This window comes from Caballeronia sp. GAWG2-1 (genome assembly GCF_023631405.1).
In the GTDB taxonomy this organism is placed as follows: Bacteria; Pseudomonadota; Gammaproteobacteria; order Burkholderiales; family Burkholderiaceae; genus Caballeronia.
Genome location: NZ_JALQDD010000015.1, coordinates 48856 through 75621, shown reverse-complemented (window position 1 = coordinate 75621; position 26766 = coordinate 48856). Strand labels below are relative to the sequence as shown.

The 26766-nt window shown below is 61.4% G+C and carries 21 protein-coding genes; 11 read left to right on the top strand and 10 right to left on the bottom strand.

The features are described from left to right. Positions 1 to 16: 16 nt before the first annotated feature. Positions 17 to 820, bottom strand: coding sequence for a transporter substrate-binding domain-containing protein (locus tag NCR98_RS10330; protein WP_250526142.1), 804 nt, complete (start codon positions 818 to 820; stop codon positions 17 to 19). Between the two features lie 413 nt (positions 821 to 1233). Between NCR98_RS10330 and NCR98_RS10325 the strand changes: the two genes are divergently transcribed. The 3 genes from NCR98_RS10325 (at position 1234) to NCR98_RS10315 (ending at position 5152) form a co-directional block, all read left to right on the top strand. After that, positions 1234 to 1959, top strand: coding sequence for a sugar dehydrogenase complex small subunit (locus NCR98_RS10325; protein ID WP_350029504.1), 726 nt, complete (start codon positions 1234 to 1236; stop codon positions 1957 to 1959). Positions 1960 to 2069: 110 nt separating this feature from the next. Next, positions 2070 to 3683: a GMC family oxidoreductase gene (locus tag NCR98_RS10320; RefSeq protein WP_250526140.1), complete on the top strand. Its 1614-nt coding sequence runs from the start codon at positions 2070 to 2072 to the stop codon at positions 3681 to 3683. A gap of 14 nt (positions 3684 to 3697) precedes the next feature. Next, a complete protein-coding gene (locus tag NCR98_RS10315) occupies positions 3698 to 5152 on the top strand; it encodes a c-type cytochrome (protein WP_250526139.1) in 1455 nt (484 codons plus the stop codon). A gap of 33 nt (positions 5153 to 5185) precedes the next feature. Here NCR98_RS10315 and NCR98_RS10310 read toward each other — a convergent pair whose 3' ends face one another. From NCR98_RS10310 to urtA, 6 genes are all read right to left on the bottom strand, one after another. Continuing rightward, positions 5186 to 6064: an urease accessory protein UreD gene (locus tag NCR98_RS10310; RefSeq protein WP_250526138.1), complete on the bottom strand. Its 879-nt coding sequence runs from the start codon at positions 6062 to 6064 to the stop codon at positions 5186 to 5188. A gap of 60 nt (positions 6065 to 6124) precedes the next feature. Continuing rightward, positions 6125 to 6817 (bottom strand): urea ABC transporter ATP-binding subunit UrtE, encoded by a 693-nt coding sequence (gene urtE / locus NCR98_RS10305; protein WP_250526137.1) that lies wholly within the window; start codon positions 6815 to 6817, stop codon positions 6125 to 6127. A gap of 44 nt (positions 6818 to 6861) precedes the next feature. Then, a complete protein-coding gene (urtD, locus tag NCR98_RS10300; RefSeq protein WP_244828098.1) occupies positions 6862 to 7665 on the bottom strand; it encodes an urea ABC transporter ATP-binding protein UrtD in 804 nt (267 codons plus the stop codon). Positions 7666 to 7733: 68 nt separating this feature from the next. Next, on the bottom strand, positions 7734 to 8930 hold the full coding sequence (gene urtC, locus NCR98_RS10295) for an urea ABC transporter permease subunit UrtC (RefSeq protein WP_250465351.1): 1197 nt from the start codon (positions 8928 to 8930) through the stop codon (positions 7734 to 7736). A gap of 4 nt (positions 8931 to 8934) precedes the next feature. Then, on the bottom strand, positions 8935 to 10551 hold the full coding sequence (urtB, locus tag NCR98_RS10290; protein ID WP_250465349.1) for an urea ABC transporter permease subunit UrtB: 1617 nt from the start codon (positions 10549 to 10551) through the stop codon (positions 8935 to 8937). A 67-nt stretch (positions 10552 to 10618) separates the two neighbouring features. After that, positions 10619 to 11926, bottom strand: a complete 1308-nt coding sequence (gene urtA, locus NCR98_RS10285; protein WP_244825971.1) for an urea ABC transporter substrate-binding protein — start codon at positions 11924 to 11926, stop codon at positions 10619 to 10621. 370 nt (positions 11927 to 12296) lie between these two features. Here urtA and NCR98_RS10280 point away from each other — a divergent pair, with 370 nt between their 5' ends. Next, complete coding sequence (locus NCR98_RS10280) at positions 12297 to 14408, top strand: lysozyme family protein (protein WP_250526136.1); 2112 nt, start codon at positions 12297 to 12299, stop codon at positions 14406 to 14408. Between the two features lie 313 nt (positions 14409 to 14721). Then, positions 14722 to 15375, top strand: a complete 654-nt coding sequence (locus NCR98_RS10275; protein ID WP_250526135.1) for a hypothetical protein — start codon at positions 14722 to 14724, stop codon at positions 15373 to 15375. A 98-nt stretch (positions 15376 to 15473) separates the two neighbouring features. On the opposite strand, the gene NCR98_RS10270 is transcribed toward NCR98_RS10275, so the two are convergent. After that, positions 15474 to 16790: an MFS transporter gene (locus NCR98_RS10270; protein WP_250526134.1), complete on the bottom strand. Its 1317-nt coding sequence runs from the start codon at positions 16788 to 16790 to the stop codon at positions 15474 to 15476. Between the two features lie 333 nt (positions 16791 to 17123). Here NCR98_RS10270 and ppa point away from each other — a divergent pair, with 333 nt between their 5' ends. Continuing rightward, positions 17124 to 17651, top strand: a complete 528-nt coding sequence (gene ppa, locus NCR98_RS10265; protein WP_250526133.1) for an inorganic diphosphatase — start codon at positions 17124 to 17126, stop codon at positions 17649 to 17651. Positions 17652 to 17726: 75 nt separating this feature from the next. Here the strand turns inward: ppa and NCR98_RS10260 are convergent, their stop codons facing one another. Continuing rightward, positions 17727 to 18056 carry a GIY-YIG nuclease family protein gene (locus NCR98_RS10260; protein ID WP_250526132.1) on the bottom strand — a complete coding sequence of 110 codons (330 nt, stop codon included), beginning with the start codon at positions 18054 to 18056 and terminating at the stop codon, positions 17727 to 17729. A gap of 129 nt (positions 18057 to 18185) precedes the next feature. Between NCR98_RS10260 and NCR98_RS10255 the strand changes: the two genes are divergently transcribed. Then, entirely contained in the window at positions 18186 to 19334 is a 1149-nt protein-coding gene (locus tag NCR98_RS10255) for a GNAT family N-acetyltransferase (protein ID WP_250526131.1), read from the top strand. Positions 19335 to 19376: 42 nt separating this feature from the next. Next, positions 19377 to 21431 carry an NAD(+) synthase gene (locus NCR98_RS10250; RefSeq protein WP_250526130.1) on the top strand — a complete coding sequence of 685 codons (2055 nt, stop codon included), beginning with the start codon at positions 19377 to 19379 and terminating at the stop codon, positions 21429 to 21431. A gap of 63 nt (positions 21432 to 21494) precedes the next feature. On the opposite strand, the gene NCR98_RS10245 is transcribed toward NCR98_RS10250, so the two are convergent. After that, positions 21495 to 22547 (bottom strand): Gfo/Idh/MocA family protein, encoded by a 1053-nt coding sequence (locus NCR98_RS10245; RefSeq protein ID WP_250526129.1) that lies wholly within the window; start codon positions 22545 to 22547, stop codon positions 21495 to 21497. Positions 22548 to 22829: 282 nt separating this feature from the next. Here NCR98_RS10245 and glnK point away from each other — a divergent pair, with 282 nt between their 5' ends. From glnK to NCR98_RS10230, 3 genes are all read left to right on the top strand, one after another. After that, positions 22830 to 23168, top strand: coding sequence for a P-II family nitrogen regulator (gene glnK / locus NCR98_RS10240; protein ID WP_086969848.1), 339 nt, complete (start codon positions 22830 to 22832; stop codon positions 23166 to 23168). 211 nt (positions 23169 to 23379) lie between these two features. Continuing rightward, complete coding sequence (locus tag NCR98_RS10235) at positions 23380 to 25137, top strand: cation:proton antiporter (RefSeq protein WP_250465342.1); 1758 nt, start codon at positions 23380 to 23382, stop codon at positions 25135 to 25137. Positions 25138 to 25268: 131 nt separating this feature from the next. Beyond that, positions 25269 to 26708 (top strand): gamma-glutamyl-gamma-aminobutyrate hydrolase family protein, encoded by a 1440-nt coding sequence (locus NCR98_RS10230; RefSeq protein WP_250526128.1) that lies wholly within the window; start codon positions 25269 to 25271, stop codon positions 26706 to 26708. The last annotated feature ends 58 nt before the right edge of the window (positions 26709 to 26766 follow it).

Here is a 26766-nt window from a genome sequence, read left to right as displayed (position 1 = left end):
CTTGGGCAGTCCTCGATCAGAGGCTTGCGGGCAGCGGCTGGCCGAACCATTTCTTCGACATCGCGCCGAGCGTGCCGTCCTTCTTCGCCTGGGCGATGGCGTCGTTGACCTTCGCGAGCAGCTTCGGCTCGTTCCTGTTCAGGCCGACGAAGCACGGCGAGTCCTTGATGACGAACTTCGGTTCCGGACGGCGCGGCGGATTCTTCGCGATGATCGCGGCAGCCACGATGTTGCCCGCGGCGATCAACTGCACTTGACCCGAGAGGAATGCGGAGATGGTGGCGTTGTTGTCCTCGAAGCGCTTGATGGTGGCGTTGGGCGCCATCTGCGAGAGCGCGATTTCTTCCAGCGCGCCGCGCGTGGCGCCGACGGTCTTGCCGGTGAGATCGGCGGGACCGGTCACCTTGATGTCGGCGGGGCCGAACACGCCCTGGTAGTACGGCGCATAAGGCGCGGAAAAATCGAGGACCTTCTCGCGCTCCGGCGTCTTGCCGAGCGACGAGATCACGAGATCGACCTTGTTGGTGGTGAGATAAGGGATGCGGTTCGCGCTGTTCACCGGCACGAGTTCGAGCTTCACGTTCAACGCCTTGGCGAGCAGCGCGGCGGTATCGACGTCGTAGCCTTGCGGCTTCATGTCGGCGCCCACGAAACCGAAAGGCGGATAGTCCTCGGGCACCGCGACGCGCAGCGTGCCGCTCTTCGCGATGTTGTCGAGTGCATCGGCGTGTGCGGCGAGCGGTGTCAGTGCGAGGAGCGGGGCGGCGAGAAGCGCGGCGAACGCCGTGCGGCGGCGGGCGAGAGCAAGCTTGATGTGCATCGAAGATCCTTCGTTCTTGAATCGACCGCGTTGGAGAGCGCGGCTTCTGAAGGATGTCTCAAGCGAAAGTCATGCCATTGCGGCCCACGGCTTGTGGGCAGGAGGATCCGGCGTGGCGGCTGTATGCGCTTGCACAATCGCGGGGCGTGCGGGTGCCTGTTCTTGGTGCGTAAAGTTCGGGCGGCGGCACTGTCTTATTGAACGACATGCGGATTCGTTTCCGCTGCCATGCCATCCAGGTGAAAGTCGCGCGAAATGACTCGTGCGGCTGGATCGTAAACTCGGACGTGTCCGCTTGCTGAAAATGTGAATTTACGTCGTGCCGACGCCTCGATGCACTAATCGTAAGTACCTGTCTGGCAGAATGAGCCACCCGTCGAACGTGCCGACCCGCGCTTGAAGCTTCGCCTGTCATGGCCGCAAAGCGCCTCGTTCAATGTATCGCCACAGGCCGAATGCCGGCCATGTGTCCGCTCAACGAAGCCTCATGTTTGACCTCTATGTCTGCCGATAAAAAACGCCTGGAGTCGCTGCACGACTCTAGCGTCGTATCCTTCCCGCACACTTCCGCCTCGCTCTTTCCCGATACACCAAACCCGTTGCGCAGGTTGATCGTCGGTGGTGTCGTCGCTTCATTGACCCTGGTTCCCGCGGTCACGTTCATGCGTCCCGTCTTTGCCGCGGGCGCAAGCTCGGGTGCGGACGCCGCGACCACTCGTGCATTCGCCGATGTCTCGCGCTATCTGATCGGCGAGCGCTCGCTCGACCCGACGCAGACATCGCGACTCCTGCAAGCGCTGCTCGACGGCGATGCCGGCTTCGGCGCCGCGTGCCAGCAACTGGCGGCGTATCTCACGGCAAACAAGCCCGACCCGCTGCATCTGCAAGCGGACCTGGATGCGGCCAAGGCTTCTTATGCCTCCTTGCCGCGTCGTATCGTGACGGCCTGGTATGTCGGCGTGGTCGGCGATGGCGAACGTGCGCGCGCCATCACCTACACGACCAGCCTGATGAACCGCGTCGTCGAAGACCGCCTGCGTCCGCCGAGTTATGCCTACGGCGGTTATGGCGCTTGGCGAGTCGATCCCCGCACGGTGAGCCTGCCGCCGCTCGTGGCTCCCGCTGCCGCGCGCGTGTAGCCAGCAGAACCCGCACTGCCGGTTTTCCGGCGCCAAACACACTCCAAACGTTTCCCATCCATGCCCCGGCCCGCAGCGCACGCGCGCCGGCACTTTTCATTGCCTCGAACATGTCCTCTCAAACCAACGTGCCGAACAGCGCCGATGTCGTCGTGATCGGTTCGGGGATCATCGGTTCGCTTGCCGCGCAAAAAATGGCGCAGCACGGCGCATCCGTCTTGATCCTCGAGTCGGGTCCACGCATCACGCGCGAACAGATCGTGGCGGGCTTTCGCAACTCGCCTCGCAAGAACGACTTCATGTCGCCGTATCCGTTCTCGTCGTGGTCGCCGCATCCGGTCTACAAGCCGACCAAGAACAACTACATCGTGCAGAACGGTCCGTATCCGTACGAGCCGGAATATATCCGCGCCGTGGGCGGCACGACGTGGCACTGGGCGGCGCAGGCTTGGCGCGTCCTGCCCAACGACATGCGTCTGAAGACGCTGTATGGCGTGGGCCGCGACTGGCCGATTGCCTACGAAGACCTGGAGCCGTTCTATTTCGAAGCGGAAGTGAAGATGGGCGTCTCCGGCGCACCCGACAACGGTTCGCCGCGCAGCAAGCCGTTCCCGATGCAACCCGTGACCGAATCGTATCTGGAGCAGCGCTTTCGCGAGCGGCTTGCACCGGCGGGCATCGCGGTGATCACGAACACGACTGCACGCAACAGCCGCACATACGATGGCCGGCCAGCCTGCTGCGGCAACAACAACTGCATGCCGATTTGCCCGATCGATGCGCAATACCACGGTGGCCTTGCAGCCGATGCCGCCGAAGCCTCGGGCGTGAAGCTGCTGCCGAACGCGGTGGTCTACAAGATCGAGCACGATGCCAGCGGCAAGATCGTCGCCGTGCATTACTACACGCCTGAGAAGGCATCGGTTCGAGTGACGGCGAAGACCTTCATTCTGGCGGCGAACGGCGTTGAAAGTCCGCGCCTCTTGCTGATGTCGGCAAGCGACAAGTTCAAGAATGGTCTCGCGAACAGTTCGGGCACCTTGGGCCAGAACCTGATGGATCATCCGAGCAACTCGTTGACCTTCGACGCGCAAGACGAGGTCTGGGCCGGTCGCGGGCCGATGAGCCCGTCGTCGATCCAGTCGATGCGCGATGGCGCGTTCCGCAGTGAACACGCGGCGTTTCGCGTCGACATCGGCAATTCGTCGCAGGTGTTGTCCATTACGCAGGACCTGATCGGCAAGGGTATCTATGGTCCGGAATTCGAGAAGCAATTGCGCGAGCGCGCGGCGCATCAGGTCAGCCTGAAGAACGTGCTCGAAATCTTGCCCGACCGGCGCAACAGGATCTATCTCAGCGATCAGAAAGACGCGCTCGGGCTGCCGCGTCCGGCGGTCGAATATCGCATGAGCGATTACGTCGAGAAGGGCATGCAGGCGTCGAAAGCCTTCTACCTGAAGGTCGCCGACCTCATGGGCGGCACCAACCTGCGTCACAGTCCCGATGGCGTCTACAGCAACAATCAGCACATCACCGGCACGCTCTCGATGGGCGCGGACCCGGCCGATTCCGTGTGCGATGCCTGGGGCCGCACGCACGATCACGAAAACCTCTTCCTCGCGAGTACCGGCGTCATGCCGACTGCCGCCACCGTCAACTCGACGCTCACGGGCGCCGCGCTCGCGCTGCGCACTGTCGATCACATCGTGAAGGAAGCGCGATGAAGCACGAACACATCATGTCGCGAACAAGCGCAGTCGAACGCCATGCGTTCGTCATCGGAAGTTTCATCAAGCGTGCAATGGCGGCTGGCGTGGCTGTCGCCTCGCTTGCCATCGGGTGGATGCCGGCGAGCGCTCACGCGGAAGCCGCAGTCGATGAATCCGCGTTGATTCAGCGTGGCGAGTATCTCGCGCGCGCGGGCGATTGCGTGGCCTGTCACACGGCGACCGGCGGCAAGCCGTTCGCGGGCGGACTGGCGATTGCCTCTCCCATGGGCACCATCTGGTCGACCAACATCACGGCATCGAAGACGCACGGTATCGGTTCCTACACCGAGGCGCAGTTCGCCGATGCCCTGCGCGCCGGCAAGCGTGCCGACGGCGCACAGCTTTATCCGGCGATGCCGTACACCTCGTTTGCGAAGCTCACCGATCCCGACGTACACGCGCTTTACACGTACTTCATGAAGGCCGTGCCCGCTGTGGATAGCGCCGTGCCGCACACCGATCTGCCGTTCCCGTTCAGCATTCGGGCATCGCTCATTCCGTGGAATCTGCTCTTCGTCGACAAGGATCGCTTCAAGCCCGACCCGCAAAAGAGCGTGGAGTGGAATCGCGGCGCTTATCTCGTCGAAGGCCTTGCGCATTGCAGCGTCTGTCATACGCCACGCAATCTGCTGATGGCGGAGCAGACCTCGCGTGGCTTGGCGGGCGGTGCGGTCGGCGCGTGGTACGCGCCCAATATCACGTCCGACTCGACGAGCGGTATCGGCGGATGGAGCGAGCAGGATATCGTCGCGTACCTGAAAACGGGCGTCGTGCGGGGCAAGGCGCAGGCAGCCGGCCCGATGGCGGAGGCCGTGAATCACAGCCTGCAGTATCTGACCGATGCGGACCTCGGAGCGATCGCCACGTACCTGAAGACGGTTCCCGCCGTCCACGACGACGCCGATACGCTCGCGCTCGACGTGGCGTCCGGCCTTATCGAAGATCCGGATGCTGTCCGTCAGACGCCGTGGCCCGCCGACCCCGAACGGTTGAACGGCCCGCAACTCTACGATTCGAATTGCGCAAGTTGCCATCAGGCGAGCGGTCAAGGTACGGCCGATGGCGCGCTGCCGCCGTTGTCGCGTAACTCGGTCTTTCGCAACGGCCAGCCGAACAATGTCGTGATGTCGATTCTGCAGGGCGCGTCGCATCCGGAGTCCGCAAACCGCGCGTCTGATAGCGTCGACATGCCCGCCTTTGCAGACCGGCTGTCCGATACGCAGATCGCCACGTTATCGAGCTATTTGATGCAGCAGTTCGGGCGCCAGAATGTGCAAGTGACGGCGCAGGATGTGGCGACGTTGCGTGCCGGTGGTCGGGTCTCGCCCATGGCGAGCGCTGCGCGTATCGGGCTTGGCGTATTGATTCTCGCCGCGCTGTTTGCCGTCGTGCTGATCGTAAGAGCCCGGCGTCGAGTGCGCTAAGTCAGTGTTTCAACGAAGCGGCCGCTTGCGTCCTCACGTCGTCCAGAGCCGCAACGGCTGCGCCTTCACGCCATGCACGAGAGGCCGCAGCCGCAACCAGCATTCGGTCATCGCGCGTTGCAGCGGCTCCATCGAGTGGCTGATGGCGCGCACGATCAACACGCCAGGCGTAATGCACGATGCAGCCGCGCGCAACGTATCGTCGAAGGGCAGTTCGGCGGTGAGGGCTTCGGCGAGCGCATCGTCGCAAGCCGGACCTATCGCCCATAGCGTGCCGTAAGCGGGAAAGCGCGCGAGTCCTTGCGCCGCATCGCAAAGAGGATCGGTCGCATCGAGCAGGCTGCGTTCGAACCAGAGCGGCTTGCCATCGGCATGCGCAATGCGCGATACCGCTTCGATATGTCCATGCGTCCAGCGCTCGCCCGCCGCCGCGCGGCCAAGCAGCATTGCGTCCCAGCCGATGGCGCTCGCGCCTTCGCCGAGCGTCAGACTGAAGTCGAGCTTCACGTTCGACGATTCGAACACGATGTTGTTCTGCGGCAGCCAGTCGAGCTTCGCATGCGCGGCGAGCGCGATATCTATACGCTGCGTCGCGAGCTTGCCGTTGGCCTTGTACCACTTGGTCGAACCGGGCGTCGTGACGACGGCATGCGTGTCTTCGCCGAGCTTCACGTCGATGGAGAGCCGGTCGCCGCCCGCGACGCCGCCCGGCGGATGCACGATCACCGCGTGGCAGATGCCGTCTTCCGGATAGAGCGGACGTTGCAGCCTGAGCGGCCCTTCGTGTTTGCGATGCGAAAAGACCGTGCGCCCATGCTTCTGCTCGAAACCGAGTTCGAGCCGGCCGCGCCAGACGTTTGGATCGGCGTCGATTTGCGCGGCAGCGAGTGCCGCGTGCGATTCATGATGCATGAGCGAGCAGTGACTAGTGAACTGAGCAGACGAGGTGAGCCGCCATGTTAAGCCGAAAAGTCAGACGGCGATCAACTCTCGCACACCCTGTTCATCCATCTCGGAGCCCGCGCCGCCCGCGATGATCTCGCCGCGGCTCATCACCCAGTAGCGGTCGGCGAGTTCGCGCGCGAAGTCGTAGTACTGTTCGACGAGCAAGACCGTCATGCCCATTTCATCGACGAGTTGGCGCAGCGTCCTGCCGATGTCGCGAATGATGGACGGCTGGATGCCTTCGGTCGGTTCGTCGAGAATCAGCAGCTGCGGTTCGCTCATCAGCGCGCGGCCGATAGCCAGTTGCTGTTGCTGACCGCCCGAAAGGTCGCCGCCGCGCCGGTTTTTCATGTCCTTCAGCACCGGAAAGAGCTGATAGATGTGATCGGGAATCTTCGATGGCGACTTGCGGCTCGCCGCGCCGACCAGCAGGTTCTCTTCCACGGTGAGGCGGCCGAAGATGTCCCGGCCTTGCGGAACATAGGCGAGGCCACTCGTCACGCGCGCATGCGTGGGCATCGACGAAATCTTCTTGTCGCGCCAGGTGATGATGCCGCTGCGCGTCGGCACGACGCCCATCAAACAGCGCAGGAGCGTCGTCTTGCCGACGCCGTTGCGGCCGAGCAGCACCGTCAGCTTGCCATCGGGGACGGTCATCTTCACATCGCGAAGAATGTGGCTGCCGCCGTAGTACTGATTCAGGGATTCGACTTCTAGCATGGGTGCCTTGGGCTTCGCTCTGGTGATCTGTGCGGGCGGTGAGATCAGCGTCCGAGGTAGGACTCGATCACCGCTTCATCGCGCTGAACGTCTTCCAGCGTGCCCTCGGCGAGCACGCTGCCTTCGGCCATGACCGTGACCTTGCCATCGGCGCCCGCGAGCGCGGCGACGAACTCCATGTCGTGTTCGACGACCATCATCGAACAGGAGCCGCGCAGTTTGTTGAGCAGCTCGGCAAGTTCCATGGTCTCGTGATCGGTCATGCCGGCAGCGGGTTCGTCGAGCAGCAAGAGGGCAGGCTGCTGCATCAGCAACATGCCGATCTCGAGCCGCTGCTTTTGCCCGTGCGACAACTCGCCCGCGAGCCGCGTGGCCTGATGATGAAGGCGAATCAGCTCCAGTGTCTCTTCGATACGTGCCTGCGCCGCGCGGTCGAGCCGCGAACGCAGCGACGCGAACCAGCGCTTGTCCGTTTTCATCGCGAGTTCGAGGTTCTCCCACACGGGATGATTCTCGAACACCGTGGGCTTCTGAAACTTCCGGCCGATTCCAGTACGCGCGATCACCGGCTCCGACATGCGCGTGAGGTCGAGTGTCTGTCCGAGAAAGACCTTGCCCGTATCGGGACGCGTCTTGCCGGTGACGACATCCATCATCGTGGTCTTGCCCGCGCCGTTCGGGCCGATGACGCAGCGCAGTTCGCCCACGTCGATCGACAAGGTCAGTTTGTTGAGCGCTCGAAAGCCGTCGAAGCTCTTGGTCACGTCTTCGAGGTAGAGAATGGTGCCGTGCGATACGTCGATCTCGCCGGGCGCGAGCACATGGCCGAGCCCGGTGATGCCGTTCATGTTGCGTTCGTTCGATTCCTCCGATTGCGGCAACGGCGGCAGATCGACGATCAGTGCGTTATGTGCGGTCATTCTGCGGCGTCTCCTGCGTGAGCCTTCTTGCGGCGCGCCATGTCGATGAGTCCCATGATGCCGTTCGGCAGAAGCAGCGGCACGAGCGTGAAGATGAGGCCGAGGAAGAACAGCCAGTATTCCGCGAAATAAGCGGTGAAGAAGCTCTTCGCGCCATTCACGGCGAACGCGCCGATGATCGGGCCGATGAGCGTTCCGCGTCCGCCTACCGCAACCCAGATCGCCATTTCAATGGAATTGGCGGGCGACATCTCGCTCGGATTGATGATGCCGACTTGCGGCACATAGAGCGCGCCGGCAATGCCGCACAGCACCGCCGACACGGTCCAGATGAAGAGCTTGTATGCGAGCGGGCTGTAGCCCAGGAACATGAGCCGCGTCTCGCCGTCGCGCACGCCGGTCACCACGCGTCCGAGCTTCGAGGTGACGATCCAGCGCGCCGCGAGAAACGCGAGCACCAGCACCGCGAACGTGATGAGAAAGAGGCCGGTGCGCGTGCCCGGATGCGTGATCGGAAAGCCCGCGATGCGCTTGAAGTCGGTGAAGCCGTTATTGCCGCCGAAGCCCGTTTCATTGCGATAGAAGAGCAGCATCGCGGCGAAGGTCATGGCTTGCGTGATGATTGACAGATACACGCCCTTCACGCGCGAACGGAACGTGAAGAAGCCGAACACCCACGCGAGCACGCCCGGCACGAGCACGACGAGCAAAAGCGCATACCAAAGATGCTCCGTGCCTTCCCAAAACCACGGCAGCTTGTGCCAGTCGAGAAACACCATGAAGTCGGGCAGGTCGCTCTGATACGTGCCTTCGCGACCGATCGAGCGCATCAGGTACATGCCCATTGCGTAGCCGCCGAGCGCGAAGAACAGCGCGTGACCCAGGCTCAGAATGCCGCAGTAGCCCCACACGAGATCGAGCGCGAGCGCGCCGATGGCATAGCACATCAGCTTGCCGATGAGCGTCATCGCATACGCGGACAGATGGAACGTGCTCGTTTCCGGCAGCACGAGCGCGGAGACCGGCACGACGATGCCCATCGCGATGATGAGCGCGATCAGCGCGATCCAGCCGTTGCGCGGCAAGAGCGCGGCGCGCGGCGGCAGGCCGAGCGCGAAGCCCGCGCGGGCGGCGTTCTCGTCGGGTTGCGGCGCGACGTCGAGATTGGCCGAGAGATTGGTCGAGGCAGTCATGGGATCAGGCCTCCGCGCTGCGGCCCTTCAGGGCGAACATGCCTTGAGGACGCTTCTGAATGAACAGCACGATCAGCACGAGCACCGCGATCTTCGCGAGCACCGCGCCCCAGAACGGCTCGATCGCCTTGTTGACGAGACCCAGTCCGAAGCCGCCGATCACCGTGCCTGCAAGTTGACCGACGCCGCCGAGCACCACGGCCATGAAGGAATCGATGATGTAGCTCTGCCCGAGATCCGGTCCGACGTTGCCGATCTGCGAAAGCGCGCAGCCGCCGAGTCCCGCGATGCCCGCGCCGAACGCGAATGCATACGAATCGACACGCGAAGTCTTCACGCCGACGCACGCGGCCATGCGGCGGTTCTGCGTGACCGCGCGCACGAAAAGCCCGAGCCGCGTGCGCGTGAGCACGCCCCATGCAATCGCCACGACGGCGAGCGAGAAGGCGAGAATGGTGAGCCGGTTATACGGCAGGATCAGATTCGGCATGACGGCAATCCCGCCGCTCATCCACGAAGGATTGGTCACCTGCACGTTCTGTGCACCGAAGAGCGTGCGCGTCGCCTGAATGAGGATGAGGCTGATACCGAAGGTCGTCAGCAGCGTTTCGAGCGGACGTCCATAGAGATGCTTCAATACGAGGCGCTCCAGCACGATGCCGACGAGCGCCGCCGCGGCAAACGACGCGGGTACGGCAAAGAGCGGATACCAGTTGAACGCGGCAGGCGCGTAATGCTGCACGAGGTTCTGCACGACATAAGTCGCGTAGGCGCCGATCATCAAAAACTCGCCGTGCGCCATGTTGATGACGCCGATCAGACCGTACGTGATGGCAAGACCGAGCGCCGCGAGCAACAGCACGCTGCCGAGCGAAAGGCCCGCGAACAGCGTGCCGAAGATTTCGCCGCGATGCTGAATCGAATCGAGGTCTTCGATGCCCGCTTGCGCCGCGGCCCGCACGCGGTCGTCGGGTTCGTTGAAGGTGCCGTCCGCTTTCTTCGCGACGAGCGGACGCAGCAATTCGTACATGTCGAGATCGTGCCGCGCGGCGACGAGCTTGACCGCGTCCAGTCGCTTGACGACGTCGGCGTCGTGCAGGGCGGTCATCGCCCAGAGCGTGTCGAGACGCTTCTTGAGCTCGGGATCGGTTTCGCCGGCGCGTGCGCGGTCGATCAGCGGCTTCATCGACGGATCGGGATTCTTCAGGAGCGCGGCCACAGCATCGCGACGCTTGGCGATATCCGGCGAAGCGAGCTGCAAGCCCGACAATGCGCCGTTCACTTTCGTGCGCAGGATGTTGTTGAGCGTGATCGCCTGCGCGTCGGGCGCTTCGACGACCTTGCCGGTAAGCGGGTCCTTGTTGCCGTCGTCGGTCTGCAGATAAACGTGGCCATTGTCGGTGGCGACGAGCGAGCCGTCCGCGAGCGCGGAGAGCACGGCGACCGAAGGCGCATCCGCGTTGGCGATCAGCTTGTCGATGGCCGCGGACTTCGCCTCGAAGTCGTCGGCGGCGAGCGGCGCGAGATCGTCGCTGGTGAGCGCATGCGCGGAGAACGGCGCGAGCGCGATGAAAAGCGCAAGCAGCATACGCGGGAAGAGGCGGGCGAACGAACCGGTCATGGTGGCCTTTCTGATGGTGACTGGCCGCGCGCGATGACACGCGCGGCCCTTTCCTCGACTCGATAGGTTAGGCCGTGCGCGTGCGCGCGCGGCGCAGGAACGAGGGAATCGAGCTGACCACGTCCGGCTTGCCCTGATTGCCGGCGATATACGGGCTCCACGGCTGCGCGCGGATGGCGGTCTTCGTCTTCCACACGACGTTGAACTGACCGTCGCCGCGAATTTCGCCGATCATCACGGGCTTGTGCAGATGGTGGTTGCCATCCATCGTCAAGGTGAAGCCCGAGGGCGCGGCGAAGCTCTGACCGATCATCGCGACGCGCACCTTGTCCACATCGGCGCTCTTCGCTTTCTCGACCGCCTGCTTCCACATGTGGATGCCGACGAAGGTCGCTTCCATCGGATCGTTGGTCACGCGCTTGTCGCCGCCCGGCAGATTCTGCGCCTTGGCGTACGCGAAGAACTCCTTCTCGAACTTCGTGTTGTTCGGGTTCTTCACCGACATGAAGTAGTTCCATGCGGCGAGGTGGCCGACGAGCGGCTTCGTATCGATACCGCGCAATTCTTCTTCACCGACCGAGAACGCGACCACGGGCACGTCCGTCGCCTTCAGGCCTTGATTGCCGAGTTCCTTGTAGAACGGTACGTTCGAGTCGCCGTTGATCGTAGAGACGACAGTTGTCTTTCCCCCTTGGGAAAAGGTCTTGATGTTCGCGACGATGGTTTGATAGTCGCTATGTCCGAACGGTGTGTAGACCTCTTGAATGTCCTCATCCTTGACTCCTTTCGAATGAAGGAAGGCGCGCAGGATCTTGTTGGTCGTGCGCGGATACACATAGTCCGTGCCGAGCAGGAAGAAGCGCTTGGCACTGCCGCCTTCCGCGCCCATCAGATATTCGACGGCGGGAATCGCTTGCTGGTTCGGCGCCGCGCCCGTGTAGAACACGTTGCGCGACATCTCTTCGCCTTCGTACTGCACGGGGTAGAAGAGCAGGCCGTTGAGTTCCTCGAAGACCGGCAGCACCGACTTGCGCGACACGGACGTCCAGCAGCCGAACACGACGGCGACCTTGTCCTGCGTCAGAAGCTGACGGGCTTTTTCGGCGAAGAGCGGCCAGTTGGACGCCGGGTCCACGACCACCGGTTCGAGCTGGCGGCCGTTCACGCCGCCGCTCTTGTTGATATCGGCAATGGTCATGAGCGCCGTGTCTTTGAGCGACGTCTCGGAGATGGCCATGGTGCCCGACAGCGAATGCAGGATGCCGACTTTGATCGGACCCGTATCGGCGGCTTGCGCCTTGGTGATCGGAAGCTGACCCGCGAGGGCGAGCGCGCCCGACATGGAGCCGAACTTCAGCAGACTGCGTCGTTTCATTTGTGTGTTCCCCTTGCCGATGTGTATTTGCTTGACGTGGTGTGAGCGTCGACGCCCGCGACCAGCAAGGGGGTTCTGCAAGTGCTATGCCAATCGGGGGCTTTTGACCGATGGCTATGGGTTTGCGGAGTTTTTGGGAAGGAATTACAGCGTGACGGAGGCGTCTGGCGCGGTTGCTTTTGGTGCATCGTGGCGAGGTGTGCGTCGTCGTGGTGCGCGGGTGCTTTATACAAGGAGCGACTCTGTCCTAAGCAGTTTGAGGATTATCTGAAATGTCCGCGGAAAAGCGATTCCGCCCTGCGTTTCGTTCCGGTTTTCCGCAACAATCCGGCACTACCGTAATCAGCAGGTAGCCTTGCCGAGTCCACCAATGATCATTAGCCCCCCTTTACTTCCCGTCGAAGGCCTGATCACGCCCATAGAAAAATGGAAGACCGATCCAATGATGGATAAGGTCGATGACTTCGAGTTATCGCATAGTGGTGTTTTCCCAATCGCATTCGATCGACGCTGGCATTGCGGCATGCATCTGGTGCCTTTCGCGGGCGATGGTCAACTCGAACCGGTGCGGGCGATCGCAGATGGAGAAGTCGTTGCTTATCGCGTCGCTTTGAAGGCCGTCTCGGATGGCCAAACAAATTCCGACGGCAGCCTTGCGCTCAACAGCAACATCGGCTTCGTGCTGCTCAAACACGTGACCGAAACAGGCGAAGGCCGCACCATCACCTTCTATTCGCTTTACATGCACTTGCTTGACGTCATTAGCACCAATGCGCTTGCGTCGCAGCCAAATAATCCGATGCCTGAGAGTTCCCCCGGTGCGCTCGCCGCTTGGCTGCTCAGGGAGACAGAAGGCGTGCAAGCGGGCGGTGGAAAGAAGGTTTATCGGAAGGATCGCCTGGGTTTTGTCGGCCAAAGTCAGGGTGAGAAGCATCTGCACTTTGAGATCTTCATGACCGAGGCGGATTTCACCGCGTGGTTCGATCAGGTGGGGCATAAGGTTGCGTTGGGTGATGCACAGCCAAACACGCCAGCGTCGAAGGACTATTGGGGGCACACATACTTTGTTATTCCAAAGGGCTCCACGTTCATGAGCACGCCGCCGGGCCAAGGAAACCTGAAGACGAAAGGTCGCACACCCAAGCTGCTTTTCCCCGCACTGAACGCAGGCGCTTTGGATGCCAACAGCACGCTTTACGTCGAGACGTACTTTAGCCGGGGCGAGCGTTTCATGCGTGCGTGGATTGACAAGGGCGATCGAAAGCTTGTTTCGCTGACTCCGGAACCTGTGCAGGATGAATTCGCGGAGTATGAATATGACCTTTACGAGCGCGCAACCACGCTATACGAAGCGTGCCCAAGCGAAGGCTATGAGTTGCTCCGTTTCGGCCGCATCCTGAGCACGGATACACCGACCTTGCCCGCCGGCAATCGAGCTACTTGGGTCGAGGTACCGTTTGCTCAAGGTACGACGGGCTATATCGACGTGAATTTGGCCAGCATTCAAAAGCTGTCGGATGCAGACTTCCCTTTCTTCATGGGCTGGCAGAAAATCGAGGAGGGCAATACGCCGTTCAATCAAGAGGGGTTTTGTGGCTATGACGAGCTTTGCACGATTGCGGGTGTGACCGATACACGCCTAGCGTTACATGCCCAAACACCAACGGAGTTCGACCATGACCAGCGACTGGCGGCTTATGTGCGTGGCGAGGCGGAAGTGCGAGTCAAGCTCAAGGGCTTTATTTGTCACGCCAAAAGCGAATGGGATACGAGCAACAATGAGGAACGCTTCCGTGCGCTGAATGAACCGAATGGATTCTTTGGTAAGCGCAAGGAGACCGATCCGCGTGGCTACGAAAACTTCCTCAGCTTCGTCAAGCAGTTTCAGTTTATAAAGCAGACGCCGCTAGGCGAGGCGAATAAGCTTTGGTTTTTTCATCCGACGGCGTTTATTCGACACTTTAGGAAGTGTGCGTGGTTGAGTGAAAAAGAGTTCAAGCAGCTAGTACCATCTTTTACGGTCCGTAAGCACGGCGGGCAAACATTGTGGGAGCTAGTCCCAGGCACTTTCACTAGCGGAAATATCTTCAAGAACCAGCGAGTCGTTTTAAATCGCATGATGTGCACCTACGGCATCAACACGCCGTTACGTATGGCAAGTTTTTTTGGCAACGCTATTCAAGAATCTCAATGGTTGCAACTGCTGGAAGAGGGCTCTCCTACAACTCAAAGATATTACCCTTGGTTTGGGCGCGGCTTCCTACAGCTGACATGGGCAAGCAACTACCTCGACATTGGGATTTTCACGGGCGAGCATCACAAATCCCGTCAGCTGTACGTGTACAACTTCTCACTGCGCAGCGAGCGGCAGATCGTTCACGGAGCAACGATGTTTGGCAAGCCACTGAGACTGCTCTTACACCTGACATGCATAAGTGGCGGGCAAACGTCTCGCTTCCGGATCAGTCGGATGCCGCGTTGAGCGCAGGCTTTTACTGGGTGAAGCTGCGGATGGCCAGGTATGCCGATGAGCCGCATGTACTGGAGCGAGTAGGGCTTACCGCAAATCGACGTGCGCATAGTTACTACCGCAGCGCTAGTTTTTGGAAAGCATCGGCATCGGTGAACTTGCCAGGGGCAATCGATAGTCTCTATTCGATACGGCTTAACGGATTTGAGGCGCGCTGTATGGCTTACAACGTGGCTCTCGCAGTCTTATCCGAAGTGAAATTCCCGATCGCGCCGGGTCAGGCGGCAGACGCGCCAGATTACGATATTCTGCGAAGAGGCCAAAGATGAATAAAAAATTATGTCTGCTATGTGGCTCTAAAGCTTGCCAGTTAATCGCAAAAGGCTTGGCCATCTGTTTCATTGCTCTCGGGCTGCACAGCGCTTCATCCGCAAAGTCTGAACCAAACGAGCGAAAGGAATTACTTGTTAGCAGCGGTAACCATCATTGTTCCATTGGATTCAAAGATCCTTACGGAGGATGGATATCCGGCAACAGCTATGCGGTAGACGACTTGCCGTACAAAAAAACCGGCATCGGGAGTCTTGCAATTACCTTCGTTTGTCTAAGTTCGTCCGATGCGGGCTCAATTCGCGACTACACCTTGGCTCGATATGACGCACAGAAAGGACGTTGGTTCAGGGATTTATCGGGGGTGTCTGCACGCGACAAGAAGGTGTTGGTTCCGGCTGTGCAGTGGCTTTCGGTAAAGGCTGTTGGAAGTTCCGGTTTAGTAGTGCTTCAGCGCATGATCGTCGGTGATCCGCAAAATCGAAGTGTCTCATTAGGGTTCTGTTTGCTTCGCGCAGCCGTGGCCCTGTGCGGCAGCGCACCCGTCGTGGCGGTACCTCGCTTTAGCAAGACCGGAGTAATACCGGAGGCGTTGAAGATTATCGAGTCGATCGAGTTCCTCGACACGCCCGGCAAGACTCCTACATAGGAGCTTATAAAGCGCGGGAGTGCGATGCATCATCGCGGCGACGTACCGCCTGCGCCATTAGGAGGGCCGCCTCGTTTGCACGGCGGCTCTCCTTCGATTCACCGATTGACCATTCGCGCAGGCACGCTCAGCACGAGCAGCGCGCCCACGATCAGACAGCCGGCCAGCATATACATGCCGCTTGCGTTCGATGCCGTGGCTTGCTTGAGCCATCCCACGAGATACGGGCTCAGAAAGCCCGCGAGATTGCCGAGCGAATTGATCATCGCGATGCCGGCGGCCGCGCCCGTGCCCGCGAGGAACGCAGTCGGCAGACTCCAGAACAACGGCAAGGTCGTGAGAATGCCCATGGTCGCAAGCGTGAGTCCGAGCATGGCAAGCGGCGTGTTCGCCGACCACACGACCGAGAGCACCAGCCCCAATGCGCCGATGAACGCCGGAATGGCGATATGCCAGCGCCGCTCGCCGCGCTTGTCCGCGCTGCGCGCGACCAGCAGCATGCCGATCACCGCCGCGCCGTAGGGAATCGCGGAGAGGAGGCCGACCGTGAGCGCATCGGAGACGCCGGTGGCCTTGATGATCGTCGGCAGCCAGAAGCTCACGCCATAAAGACCCATCACGAAGGAAAAGTAGATCAGGCTCATCAGCCAGACTTTCGGGCTCGACAGAATCTTGCCGATGGGCATGTCCTCTTTCTCGACGTTATCGGCGGCGATATTGCGTTCGAGCAACGCTCGCTCGTCGGCCGTGAGCCACTTCGCTTTCGAGATGCGGTCGTCGAGTTTGAAGAACACGACGAATCCAACGACGATCGACGGAATGCCTTCCAGCAATAGCAGCCACTGCCAGCCATGCCAGTCGTTCGTGCCATCGAAACGCTTCATGATCCAGCCCGACACCGGCCCGCCGATCAACCCCGACAACGCGATCGCCGTCATGAACAGCGTCGTCATGCGCCCGCGCCGTTGCGCCGGAAACCAGTACGTCAAATAAAGAATGATGCCGGGAAAGAAGCCCGCTTCGGCCACGCCCAGCAGAAAGCGCATGACGTAGAACATGGTCGGCGTGGTGATGAACATGGTGAGCGCGGAAATGACGCCCCACGAGATCATGATCCGCGCGATCCACACGCGCGCGCCGACGCGATGAAGAATCACGTTGCTCGGTATCTCGAAGATGAAATAGCCGAAAAAGAAAATGCCCGCGCCGAAGCCATAGACGGCATCGGAGAGGTTCAAATCGGCGGCCATCTGCAGCTTGGCGAAGCCGACGTTCACGCGGTCCAGATACGCGACCACATAACAAATGAGCAGAAGCGGCGAGAGCCGCCATGCGACCTTCTTGTAGGTTGCCTCCTCGAATGCGGAAGGCGTGCCCGTGGCGGGGCTTTGCACTGAATCGGCGGTGCGGGCCATGTCGTCTCCTCTTTCTCTTGCGCGTTCGGGTTCGTTCGATGATTACAGACGCGTAAGGATTCTAGCTGCCAGGCGGCAAGCCGAGGCGAGGGTTTCGGATCGGGGAAAACACGGATGAACGTGTGGCGTGCAACGTCCGGCGATCCTCCCGCCAAGGCAAGCGAAAGGGCGCGCAGGCGCGTTTGGCTATAATGCCCGGGTTGCACTTCGCTGCATCCACGCCGCCTCGCGCGACCGCGCGAATGCGCAGAAACGCGGCCACCGCGCCGAAGAGAATGCCTCGCGCGCGCGGCGCTGACAGATTTCCGAACTCAACTTCATCAGAGAGCGCTCATGAGCTTCAACAACGTACCTTCCGGCAAGGATCTTCCGCAGGACTTCAACGTCATCATCGAGATTCCCGCGCAGAGCGATCCGGTGAAATACGAAGCGGACAAGGACATGGGCCTGCTCGTCGTCGACCGCTTCATCGGCACCGGCATGCGCTATCCGGCGAATTACGGCTTCATCCCGCAGACGCTGTCGGGCGACGGCGACCCGGTCGACGTGCTGGTCATCACGCCGTTCCCGCTGCTCGCAGGCTCGGTGGTCCGCTCGCGCGCGCTCGGCATGCTGAAGATGACCGACGAATCCGGCGTCGACGCGAAGCTGATCGCCGTTGCACACGACAAGATCTGCCCGATGACGGCAGATCTCAAGTCGATCGACGACGTGCCCGAGTACCTCAAAGACCAGATCAAGCATTTCTTCGAGCAATACAAGGCGCTGGAGAAGGGCAAGTGGGTGAAGGTCGAAGGCTGGGACGGCATCGAAGCCGCGCACAAGGAAATCTCGGAAGGCGCGGCTAACTTCAAGAAGTAAGCCTGGCTTTCGCGCGTCGCGTTGCGTAGACGCGATGCGAGTGGTCCGCACGGCCGCGCTCGATGCGCGGCCGTTTCAATTTGCGGGCGCGTCGTGGGCTTCGTCCAGGTTGTCATCCACGACGGCGACAGCGGGCGGCGGCAGCACGGAATCGAGCGTGCGCTCGCCGGCGATCAACGCGCGCTTTTGCCGCGCGGTGAGCTGCTTCACCCAATATTCGGCGCGCAACGCCTCCGATCTTCCCTGCAGTTCGAACGACGCCACGACGCGCAGCGGCTTGCGCGCGCGTGTATAACGCGCGCCCCTGCCGGCGGCATGCGCGACGAAGCGCGCTTCTACATCCGTGGCGATGCCCGTGTACAGGCTGCCATCGGCGCATTCGATGAGATAGAGAAACCAGGGCATGGCCGGGATTATCGCCGAATCGGCGCAACCTTCGAGAGCGGCCACGCCCGACTAAACGACGAATTAAAACTTGCGCGAGAATAGCCGTTCATGCCCGCAAGGGCAAAACTCATCATTCGAGGTCTTCCGTTGAATCGCGAAGTCGAAATCCAGGTAGTCGACACGCTAGAGGACATTTCGCCCGAGGAGTGGAACCGCCTCGCGGGCGCGAATCCCTTCGTCAGTCACGGCTTCCTGTCGGCGTTGCAGGACACGCATTGCGCGGTCAAGCGCACCGGCTGGCGGGCGCATCACCTCATTCTGAAGCGCAACGGCGTCTTCGCCGGCGCCATGCCGCTTTATCTCAAGTCGCACTCGCGCGGCGAATATGTCTTCGACCACGCCTGGGCCGATGCCTTCGAACGCCACGGCGTGCGCTATTACCCCAAGGCGCTCTCGGCCGTGCCGTTCTCGCCGGTGACGGGTCCGCGTCTCATCGCGGCCGAACACGCGGATCGCGTGCTGCTCGCGCGCGGTGCGATCGAGCTTACGCGGCAACTCGACATCTCGTCGCTGCACGTGCTGTTTCCGCATGCACAGGACATCGAGGCGCTGAAGGACGCGGGCTACATGTTGAGAGAAGGCGTGCAGTTTCATTGGGAGAATCTGCCGGGCGCGGGCTACGAGAATTTCGACGCGTTTCTCGCCACCATGAGCCACGACAAGCGCAAGAAGGTGAAGCAGGATCGCCGCCGCGTGACCGAAGCGGGCGTGACTTACAAGTGGCTGCGCGGCCGTCAGATCGACAAAAGCGCGCTCGACTTCTTCTATGGCTGCTACGAGAACACGTACAAGGAGCACTGGAACGCGCCGTATCTGACGCGCGAGTTCTTCGGTCAAATTCACGCCGATGCGCCCGACAACATGCTGCTCGTCATCGCCGAAGCGGACGGCGAGCGGCTCGCCTGCGCGCTCAACATGATCGGCGGCGACACCATGTATGGCCGCTACTGGGGCACGCGCGAGTTCGTTTCGGGGCTGCATTTCGAAACCTGCTACATGCAGGGCATCGCGTATTGCATCGAGCACGGGCTGGCGCGCTTCGAAGGCGGCGCGCAGGGCGTGCACAAGATGTCGCGCGGCATGTTGCCCACGCCGACATGGTCCGCGCACTGGATCGCCGACCAGCGCTTTGCTCATGCGATCGGCGAGTTTCTCGATGAAGAAACCGCCGCGATGACGCAGCATATCGAGGAACTCGAAGCGCATACGCCATTCAGGAAGATGGCGACGGATTGAAGCGTGCGGCATGATGACGAGTATCCAAAGGATACGCAAACAATGAAAACCGAATTCCTGAACCTCTACAGCCATGGTTTCGCGCGGGTTGCCGTCGCGGTGCCGGAATGCAAGGTGGCCGATCCATCGTTCAATGTCGGAGAGACCATCGCGCTCGCTCGGCAGGCCGCGCAAAACGGCGCCGTGCTGGTCGCGTTTCCCGAGCTGGGGTTGTCCGCTTATTCGTGCGAAGACCTGTTCCATCAGGACGCGTTGCTCGTCGCGTGCGAGCGCGCGCTGGCCGCGCTGGTGGAAGAGTCCCGCTCGCTCGATATCGTCATGGTGGTTGGCTTGCCGTTGCGCGTCGATCACGCGTTGTACAACTGCGCGGCCGTGGTGTCGTCCGGGCGCGTGCAGGGCGTGGTTCCCAAGAGCTTCCTGCCGAATTACGCGGAGTTTTACGAAGCGCGCCAATTCAGTGCCGCCGATTGCGCGTTGGTCGACGAGATCCATCTGCTCGGCGCGAAGGTTCCCTTCGGTTCATCGCTGCTGTTCGATATTCCGTCGATTCCGTATTTCCGCTTCCACGTGGAAATCTGCGAGGACGTCTGGGTGCCCATTCCGCCATCGTCGTTCGCCGCGCTCGCGGGTGCGACGGTGCTCATCAATCTGTCGGCATCGAATATCGTCGTCGGGAAATCGTCGTACCGGCATCAACTGGTCGGGCAGCAATCGGCGCGATGCATCGCGGCGTATCTCTATTCGTCGGCGGGCAAGGGCGAATCCACCACGGATCTCGCGTGGGACGGGCAGGCGCTCATCTACGAGAACGGCGAGCAGCTCGCCGAGTCGGAGCGCTTCAGCGACGCATCGCACGTCATTTTCGGCGATGTCGATGTCGAGCGGCTGTCGCGCGAACGCATGCATCAGACGACCTTCGCTCAGTCGGCGCGCAGACATCAGGAAGAGGCGCGCAAGTTCCGTATCGTGCGATGTGAAGTGGCCGTGCCCGCGGCGTCCGTGTTGCCTCTGCAACGTGCGGTGCCGCGCTTCCCTTACGTGCCGATCGACGCGAGCAGACGCGACGAGCGCTGCATGGAGGTCTACAACATTCAGGTTCAGGCGCTGGTGCAACGGCTCGCTTCGAGCAATATTTCGAAGGTCGTGATCGGCGTCTCCGGCGGGCTCGATTCGACTCATGCCTTGCTCGTCTGCGCCAAGGCCATGGACCGGCTCGGCCTGCCGCGCACCAACATTCTCGGCGTGACCATGCCCGGTTTTGCGACCAGCGAGCGCACGCTCACCCAGGCGCGCCGGCTGATGGACGTGGTTGGTTGTTCGGCATCCGAAGTGGATATCCGGCCGAGCTGCATCCAGATGCTGAAGGACCTCGGTCATCCGTATTCGACGGGCGAGGAACAGTACGACATCACCTTCGAGAACGTGCAGGCGGGCGAGCGCACGAACCATCTGTTCAGGCTCGCGAACTACAGCAATGGCATTGTGATCGGCACGGGCGACTTGAGCGAACTGGCGCTCGGCTGGTGCACCTACGGCGTCGGCGATCACATGTCGCACTACGGCGTGAACGCCAGCGTGCCGAAGACGCTCATCACGCATCTCGTGCGATGGGTGGCCGAGACGGCGCAGATCGGCAACGACGGCGCCGATGTGCTCAACGATATTCTCGCCACCGAGATCAGCCCCGAGCTCATTCCGGGCAAGGTGAAAGGCGCGCTCGAACAGAAAACCGAGAGCGTGATCGGGCCGTACGAGCTTCAGGACTTCAACCTTTACTACATTCTTCGCTTCGGTTTCCGGCCGTCGAAGGTGGCATTTCTTTCATCGACGGCGTGGGGCGACAAGGACGCGGGCGCGTGGCCTGCCGATGTCGACCTCGTTCATCACGAATACGACCTCACGCAGATCAAGAAGAACCTGCGCATCTTCCTGTATCGCTTCTTCAAGCTGAGTCAGTTCAAGCGGTCGTGTATTCCGAATGCGCCGAAGGTGGGAACGGGCGGTTCGCTCTCGCCGCGTGGAGACTGGCGCGCGCCGAGCGATTCGGAAGCTACGGTCTGGCTCGATGATCTGGAGAATATTCCTGACGCGTCGTGACGTTCGTTGCACGCAGAAAGGGCGTCGTATGCGCGATGAATGCACACGACGCCTTCGAAACCTTCAATCCCGTGGCAACTCGATCACCGCGCCCGACTTCGCCGCGGCCACGATAGCTTCCGTCACGCGCAGGTTCCTGAGCCCGTCGCGGGCCGATACCAGCGGCGCCGCCTCGCCGCGCGTAACCGCGCCGAAGTGCTCCATCTGATGCTTGATGGGGTCGTCCCGCACCATGCCGACGACACCCGCTTCGAACGGCTTCCACCACGAACGGTCTTCATCGCGCGGATAGGTTTTCAGACGCATGGTCGGAATGGCGAGGCTGCCGTTGGTTCCCGCGACGAGATAGCAATCCTCGTCGGCGTAACTCGCGTAAGCCTTGTTCTCTTCGGAGGTCTGCTCCCAACTGCGCGCGCTCGCCGCCGAATCCGAAAGCAGGAACGTGCCGAGCGCGCCGCTTTCGAAGCGCAGATTAATCGCGACCGTATCCTCGACGGCAAAGCCGCGCGCCGCATGCGATAGAAACGCCTGCACCGCGACGATCTCGCCGCAAAGCATGCGCAGGTTGTGAACCTCGTGGATCATGTTGAGCAGGATCGGGCCGCCGCCAGGCTCGCGACGCCAGGGCGCATCCGTGAAGTAATGATCGGGCTTCAGAAACATCGCGCTGCCGGTCACGGCGACAAGGCGCCCCAACACGCCGGATTCGATCACCTCACGGGCCTTCGCCATGATCGGACTATGCGCGCGATGATGGCCGATGAGAATCGGCACGCCCGCTTCATCCGCTGAGCGCACGAGCGCTTCGGCTTCGGCGACAGTCGGCGCAATCGGCTTTTCGAGCAGCATCGGTACGCGCGCGTCGAGGCATTGCAATGCTTGCGGCACATGCAGCTGATTCGGCGTTGCGAGCACCACGCCGTCCGGTTTGTCCTGTGCGAAGAGCTCGTCGAGCGTCGCGTAGATCGGCACGTCCGCCCGTTCCGCGATGGCGCGCGCAGCCGGCGACGGATCGACAATGGCCGACAGCATGCACGTCGCGCTGTTCTCCAGGACGCCGATATGCGCCTGTCCGATATATCCGGCTCCGGCCACGGCGATTCGAGTTCGGGTCATGCTGTGCCTCCTCCTTGGTTTTTGTTCGACGTTGCTCGCGTTCCGAAGCGCCGTCGGGTCGATCCACATCATAAAATCAACCGGCGCGCCTGCAATGCGGACTTGCGATATCGCCGACGTATCGGCCACGACGCAGCCCTTCGCGTTGAATGCACCAAAAACGCCTGAAAAACAGCCGCATAAGCGCTGAATCGATAACCGGCAGCCTGCTAGAATCAAAAGCATCTGTCCTTCGCGGACACGACCCATTCCGAAGATTCTTGAACTCAAGCGAGGCACGCCATGAAACGTATCACCGCCATCATCAAACCGTTCAAGCTCGATGAAGTCCGTGAGGCGCTCGCCGAAGTAGGCCTGACCGGGCTGACGGTTACTGAAGTCAAAGGCTTCGGCCGTCAGAAAGGACATACCGAGCTCTATCGTGGTGCAGAGTACGTCGTCGATTTTCTGCCGAAGGTGAAGATCGAAGTGGTCGTCGCCAACGATCAAACCGATCAGGTCATCGACGCGATCATCGGTGCGGCGCGCACCGGCAAGATCGGCGACGGAAAAATCTTCGTGGCCGAAGTCGAGCGCGTCATTCGCATTCGTACCGGCGAGGAAAACGAAGCGGCGGTGTGAGCGCTTCGAGGTTTTCCCTGTTCCATCGAGCCCGCTTTTCTCACGCGGGCTCGTCTTCTTCCGCATCGCATGCACCAGCACGATGCGCGTCGCTCGTCCGCTTGACTCCTGCTTGATCTCCAATCCGCCCGACTGAGTGCCGAACTCGGCGCGATTTCGTTGCCGTGCGGTAACATCGAATCCCGTTTACCAATTTGTAAGGATTTTTTGGATGCATCACGCGATCGGCTTCATTCAGGATCTCGCGGTAATCATGGCCATCGCGGGCGTCGTGACGGTGTTGTTTCATCGCATGCGTCAGCCGGTCGTGCTCGGTTATATCGTTGCGGGCGTCATCATCGGGCCATACACGCCGCCGTTTCAGCTGATTCACGACGAAGCCACCATCCAGACGCTCGGCGAACTAGGCGTGGTCTTCCTGATGTTCTCGCTCGGCCTCGAATTCAGTCTGCGCAAACTCTTCAAGGTGGGCGCGACGGCGTTCGTCGCGGCGCTGTCCGAGATCGTGCTGATGATCTGGATCGGATACGAGATAGGCCGCTGGTTCGGCTGGAATTCGATGGATTCGCTCTTTCTCGGCGCGGTGCTGGCGATTTCGTCGACGACGATCATCGTGAAGGCGCTGTCCGAGCTCAAGATGAAAGGCGAGCCGTTCGCGCAACTCGTGTTCGGCATCTTGATTGTCGAGGACATTCTCGCCATCGCAATGCTCGTGCTGCTTTCCGGCATCGCGCAGACAGGTTCCGTCACAGCGGGCGTCGCGGCCATCACGCTCGGCAAGTTGCTGCTTTTTATGACCGTGTCGCTCGTGGTCGGCATTCTCATCGTGCCGCGCGCGCTGGATTACGTGGCGCGCGCGAAAAGCGACGAGATGCTGCTCGTCACCGTGCTCGGCTTCTGCTTCGGCTTTTGTTTGCTGGTTGTGAAGCTCGATTACAGCATCGCGCTCGGCGCCTTTCTGATCGGCGCGATCATGGCGGAGTCGAAGAATCTCGCGCGCATCGAGCATCTCATCGCGCCGGTACGCGACATGTTTTCGGCCATCTTCTTCGTGACCATCGGCTTGCTGCTGAATCCGTCCGTGCTCGTCGATTACGCGTGGCCGATCGCGGTCATCACCGTGGCGGTCGTGTTCGGCAAGATCGTATCGTGCGGGCTCGGCACTTTTCTCGCCGGTAAGGACGGGCGCACGGCGATGCGCGTCGGCATGAGCGTCGCGCAGATCGGCGAGTTCTCGTTCATCATCGCGTCGCTCGGGTTGTCGCTCAAGGTGACGAGCGCGTTTCTCTATCCGATCGCGGTCGCCGTCTCCGCGCTCACCACGCTCTTCACGCCGTATCTGATTCGCGCCGCCGATCCCATCACCATGCGTCTTGCCCGCGCGATGCCCGCGCCGCTCGCCAACACCTTCGGCCTCTACTCGCAGTGGCTCGCGAGTCTCACGCCCGCGACCGGCGGCCCGACGCTCTTTTCGATGACGCGGCGCATCGTTCTGCAGATCGCGGTGAACCTGGCGCTCGTGGCTGCGATTTTTCTGGGCGCGTCGTATTCGGCGCCGTTCGCTTCCGGCTACCTCGCGCGCTGGCTCGAATCGGACAATGCGCAGCGCGTCGTGTTGTGGAGCGCGGCGTTGTTGATCGCGCTGCCGTTTCTGGTGGCGGTGTATCGCAAGCTGGATTCGCTTGCGCTCCTGCTCGCCGAAGTCAGCGTGCAACCCGCGAAGGCCGGACGCTTCACGAGCGCGATTCGTTCGGCCATCTCGGGGCTGATTCCCATCGTCGCCATGTTCGGCGTCTTTCTGCTCGTGGCCGCGCTTTCGGGCGGCATCTTGCCGCCTTTCGGATTGATGGTGGCCGTGCTCGTCTGCGCGGCGTTGCTCTTGACGGTACTCTGGCGCTGGTGCGTGAAGATTCACGCGACCATGCAGATCGCGTTGCGCGAAACCTTCGAGGAGCCGCGCGATCACTGAAGGAATCATCCATTCATTACGATTGCCGCGATAATGTGAGCAAATGTGTGCTGGTTTGCCCCGTCTGTTCGAGAGGCGGATAATCGAAACGTGTTGATTCTTTCCCTGGCGTTCGCGCGCCGGACAACGGAATGAGCGAAAACAAAACCTCGAACGACTCAGGCTCCATCGCAAACGGCGCGGCGCCCGACGCCCGCCGAAGTGGGGCGGATGCATCGGCGGCGGACGTGGCGCGAGATGGCGCACCTCACGCACCGCAAGCACCTCAGGCACCTCAGGCACCTCAGGCACCTCAAACTTCAACCACGCCGGGTTCGGACCCGAGCGCGACCGAGCGGGCATCGACGGATGCGCCTTCAAGCGCATCGACCGTTGAGCCCGTCGATAAGGCAGCGGCGCGACGGGCCGAGGCACTCGAAGCAAACGCCAAGGTCGCGCCGGAACCAGTCGTGCGCGCGAAGCCTCTCGATGCAAAAGCGAACTTGGCCGAGAGTCTCGAAGCCGCGACCGAGGCGCAAGCGGGCAGCGATATCGAAAGCATCATCGCGGGCACGGAAGCCGAACCCGAACCTCAACCGGTGAAGGCCAGCGTTCTGCCGCCCGAGTTCACCGCCGCGCCGGATTTCGGCACGCTCAATCCGCCGCCCTTGCCGCCGCCCGGTCAGCAGACAGCGGGCGCGACGCAAGCGCCGCCTGCGTATCTCAAGCAATCGGATTCGGCGTGGTCCGTGTTCGGGCGCGTGATCGCCGCGCGTGCGCGACAAATTTTCGACCGGGCAGGGCAGCGCATCACGCAGCGCACGTTGAGGATCGGCGTGTCGGCGCGCATTTTTCATCCGGAGCCGGGCGCAAAGGGTTTGCGTGGCAAGACGCTGCAATATCTGGAGGAATCCATCGCGCATTGGGTCATGTCGCGCGATGTGCTCGTGTTCATGATTCCGACGGTTGGCACGCAAGGCATGCTGCATCCAAGCAATATCCGGCTGCGCGACTATGCGAAGAATCTCGACGGGCTGCTGCTTCAGGGTGGCGCGGACGTGTCGCCGCAATCTTACGAGGAGGTCGTGACGCGCCCCGAGTGGCCGGGCGATCGCGTGCGCGACATGTATGAGCTGGAACTGCTGCACGAATTCATCGAGTCAGGCAAGCCGGTGCTCGGCGTGTGTCGCGGCTGTCAGCTCATCAACGTGGCATTCGGCGGCACGCTCTACGGCGATATCGCCACCGAAGTGCCGACTGCGGGCATCCACGTGAACGAGCACTACGATCAGCATCGGCACTCGCTGCGTTTTCCCGATGGCTCGACGCTCGCCAACATGTTTCCGAATCAGCGCGATGCAATCGTCAACTCGATTCACCACCAAGCGGTGAAGTCCCTTGGGCGGGATCTCAACGTCGAGGCGGTCTCGGCGCAGGATGGGATCATCGAAGCGGTGCGGTATCGCAAGGCGCCGTTCGTGGTGGGCGTGCAGTGGCACCCGGAGTTTCATCGCGCGGGCGGATCGGAATTGCTCGATTGCACGCCGCTGCTCGATACGTTTTTGCGCGTGGCGCGGGAGACGCGGTTCTAGGGCGTTGGTTTGGACGTGCGTTGGCATCGAGGCCCGCTTCGTAATGAGCGGGCCTTTT

Excerpts from the sequence above, each read along its gene's own strand:
- NCR98_RS10280 (WP_250526136.1), top strand. The coding sequence starts at position 12,297 with ATGATCATTAGCCCCCCTTTACTTCCCGTCGAAGGCCTGATCACGCCC.
- NCR98_RS10245 (WP_250526129.1), bottom strand. The coding sequence starts at position 22,547 with ATGACCCGAACTCGAATCGCCGTGGCCGGAGCCGGATATATCGGACAG.
- NCR98_RS10250 (WP_250526130.1), top strand. The coding sequence starts at position 19,377 with ATGAAAACCGAATTCCTGAACCTCTACAGCCATGGTTTCGCGCGGGTT.
- NCR98_RS10275 (WP_250526135.1), top strand. The coding sequence starts at position 14,722 with ATGAATAAAAAATTATGTCTGCTATGTGGCTCTAAAGCTTGCCAGTTA.
- urtA (WP_244825971.1), bottom strand. The coding sequence starts at position 11,926 with ATGAAACGACGCAGTCTGCTGAAGTTCGGCTCCATGTCGGGCGCGCTC.
- NCR98_RS10260 (WP_250526132.1), bottom strand. The coding sequence starts at position 18,056 with ATGCCCTGGTTTCTCTATCTCATCGAATGCGCCGATGGCAGCCTGTAC.
- NCR98_RS10315 (WP_250526139.1), top strand. The coding sequence starts at position 3,698 with ATGTCGCGAACAAGCGCAGTCGAACGCCATGCGTTCGTCATCGGAAGT.
- ppa (WP_250526133.1), top strand. The coding sequence starts at position 17,124 with ATGAGCTTCAACAACGTACCTTCCGGCAAGGATCTTCCGCAGGACTTC.
- NCR98_RS10320 (WP_250526140.1), top strand. The coding sequence starts at position 2,070 with ATGTCCTCTCAAACCAACGTGCCGAACAGCGCCGATGTCGTCGTGATC.
- NCR98_RS10235 (WP_250465342.1), top strand. The coding sequence starts at position 23,380 with ATGCATCACGCGATCGGCTTCATTCAGGATCTCGCGGTAATCATGGCC.
- NCR98_RS10330 (WP_250526142.1), bottom strand. The coding sequence starts at position 820 with ATGCACATCAAGCTTGCTCTCGCCCGCCGCCGCACGGCGTTCGCCGCG.
- NCR98_RS10310 (WP_250526138.1), bottom strand. The coding sequence starts at position 6,064 with ATGCATCATGAATCGCACGCGGCACTCGCTGCCGCGCAAATCGACGCC.
- urtD (WP_244828098.1), bottom strand. The coding sequence starts at position 7,665 with ATGAACGGCATCACCGGGCTCGGCCATGTGCTCGCGCCCGGCGAGATC.
- urtC (WP_250465351.1), bottom strand. The coding sequence starts at position 8,930 with ATGACTGCCTCGACCAATCTCTCGGCCAATCTCGACGTCGCGCCGCAA.
- urtB (WP_250465349.1), bottom strand. The coding sequence starts at position 10,551 with ATGACCGGTTCGTTCGCCCGCCTCTTCCCGCGTATGCTGCTTGCGCTT.
- NCR98_RS10325 (WP_350029504.1), top strand. The coding sequence starts at position 1,234 with ATGGCCGCAAAGCGCCTCGTTCAATGTATCGCCACAGGCCGAATGCCG.
- glnK (WP_086969848.1), top strand. The coding sequence starts at position 22,830 with ATGAAACGTATCACCGCCATCATCAAACCGTTCAAGCTCGATGAAGTC.
- urtE (WP_250526137.1), bottom strand. The coding sequence starts at position 6,817 with ATGCTAGAAGTCGAATCCCTGAATCAGTACTACGGCGGCAGCCACATT.
- NCR98_RS10230 (WP_250526128.1), top strand. The coding sequence starts at position 25,269 with ATGAGCGAAAACAAAACCTCGAACGACTCAGGCTCCATCGCAAACGGC.
- NCR98_RS10270 (WP_250526134.1), bottom strand. The coding sequence starts at position 16,790 with ATGGCCCGCACCGCCGATTCAGTGCAAAGCCCCGCCACGGGCACGCCT.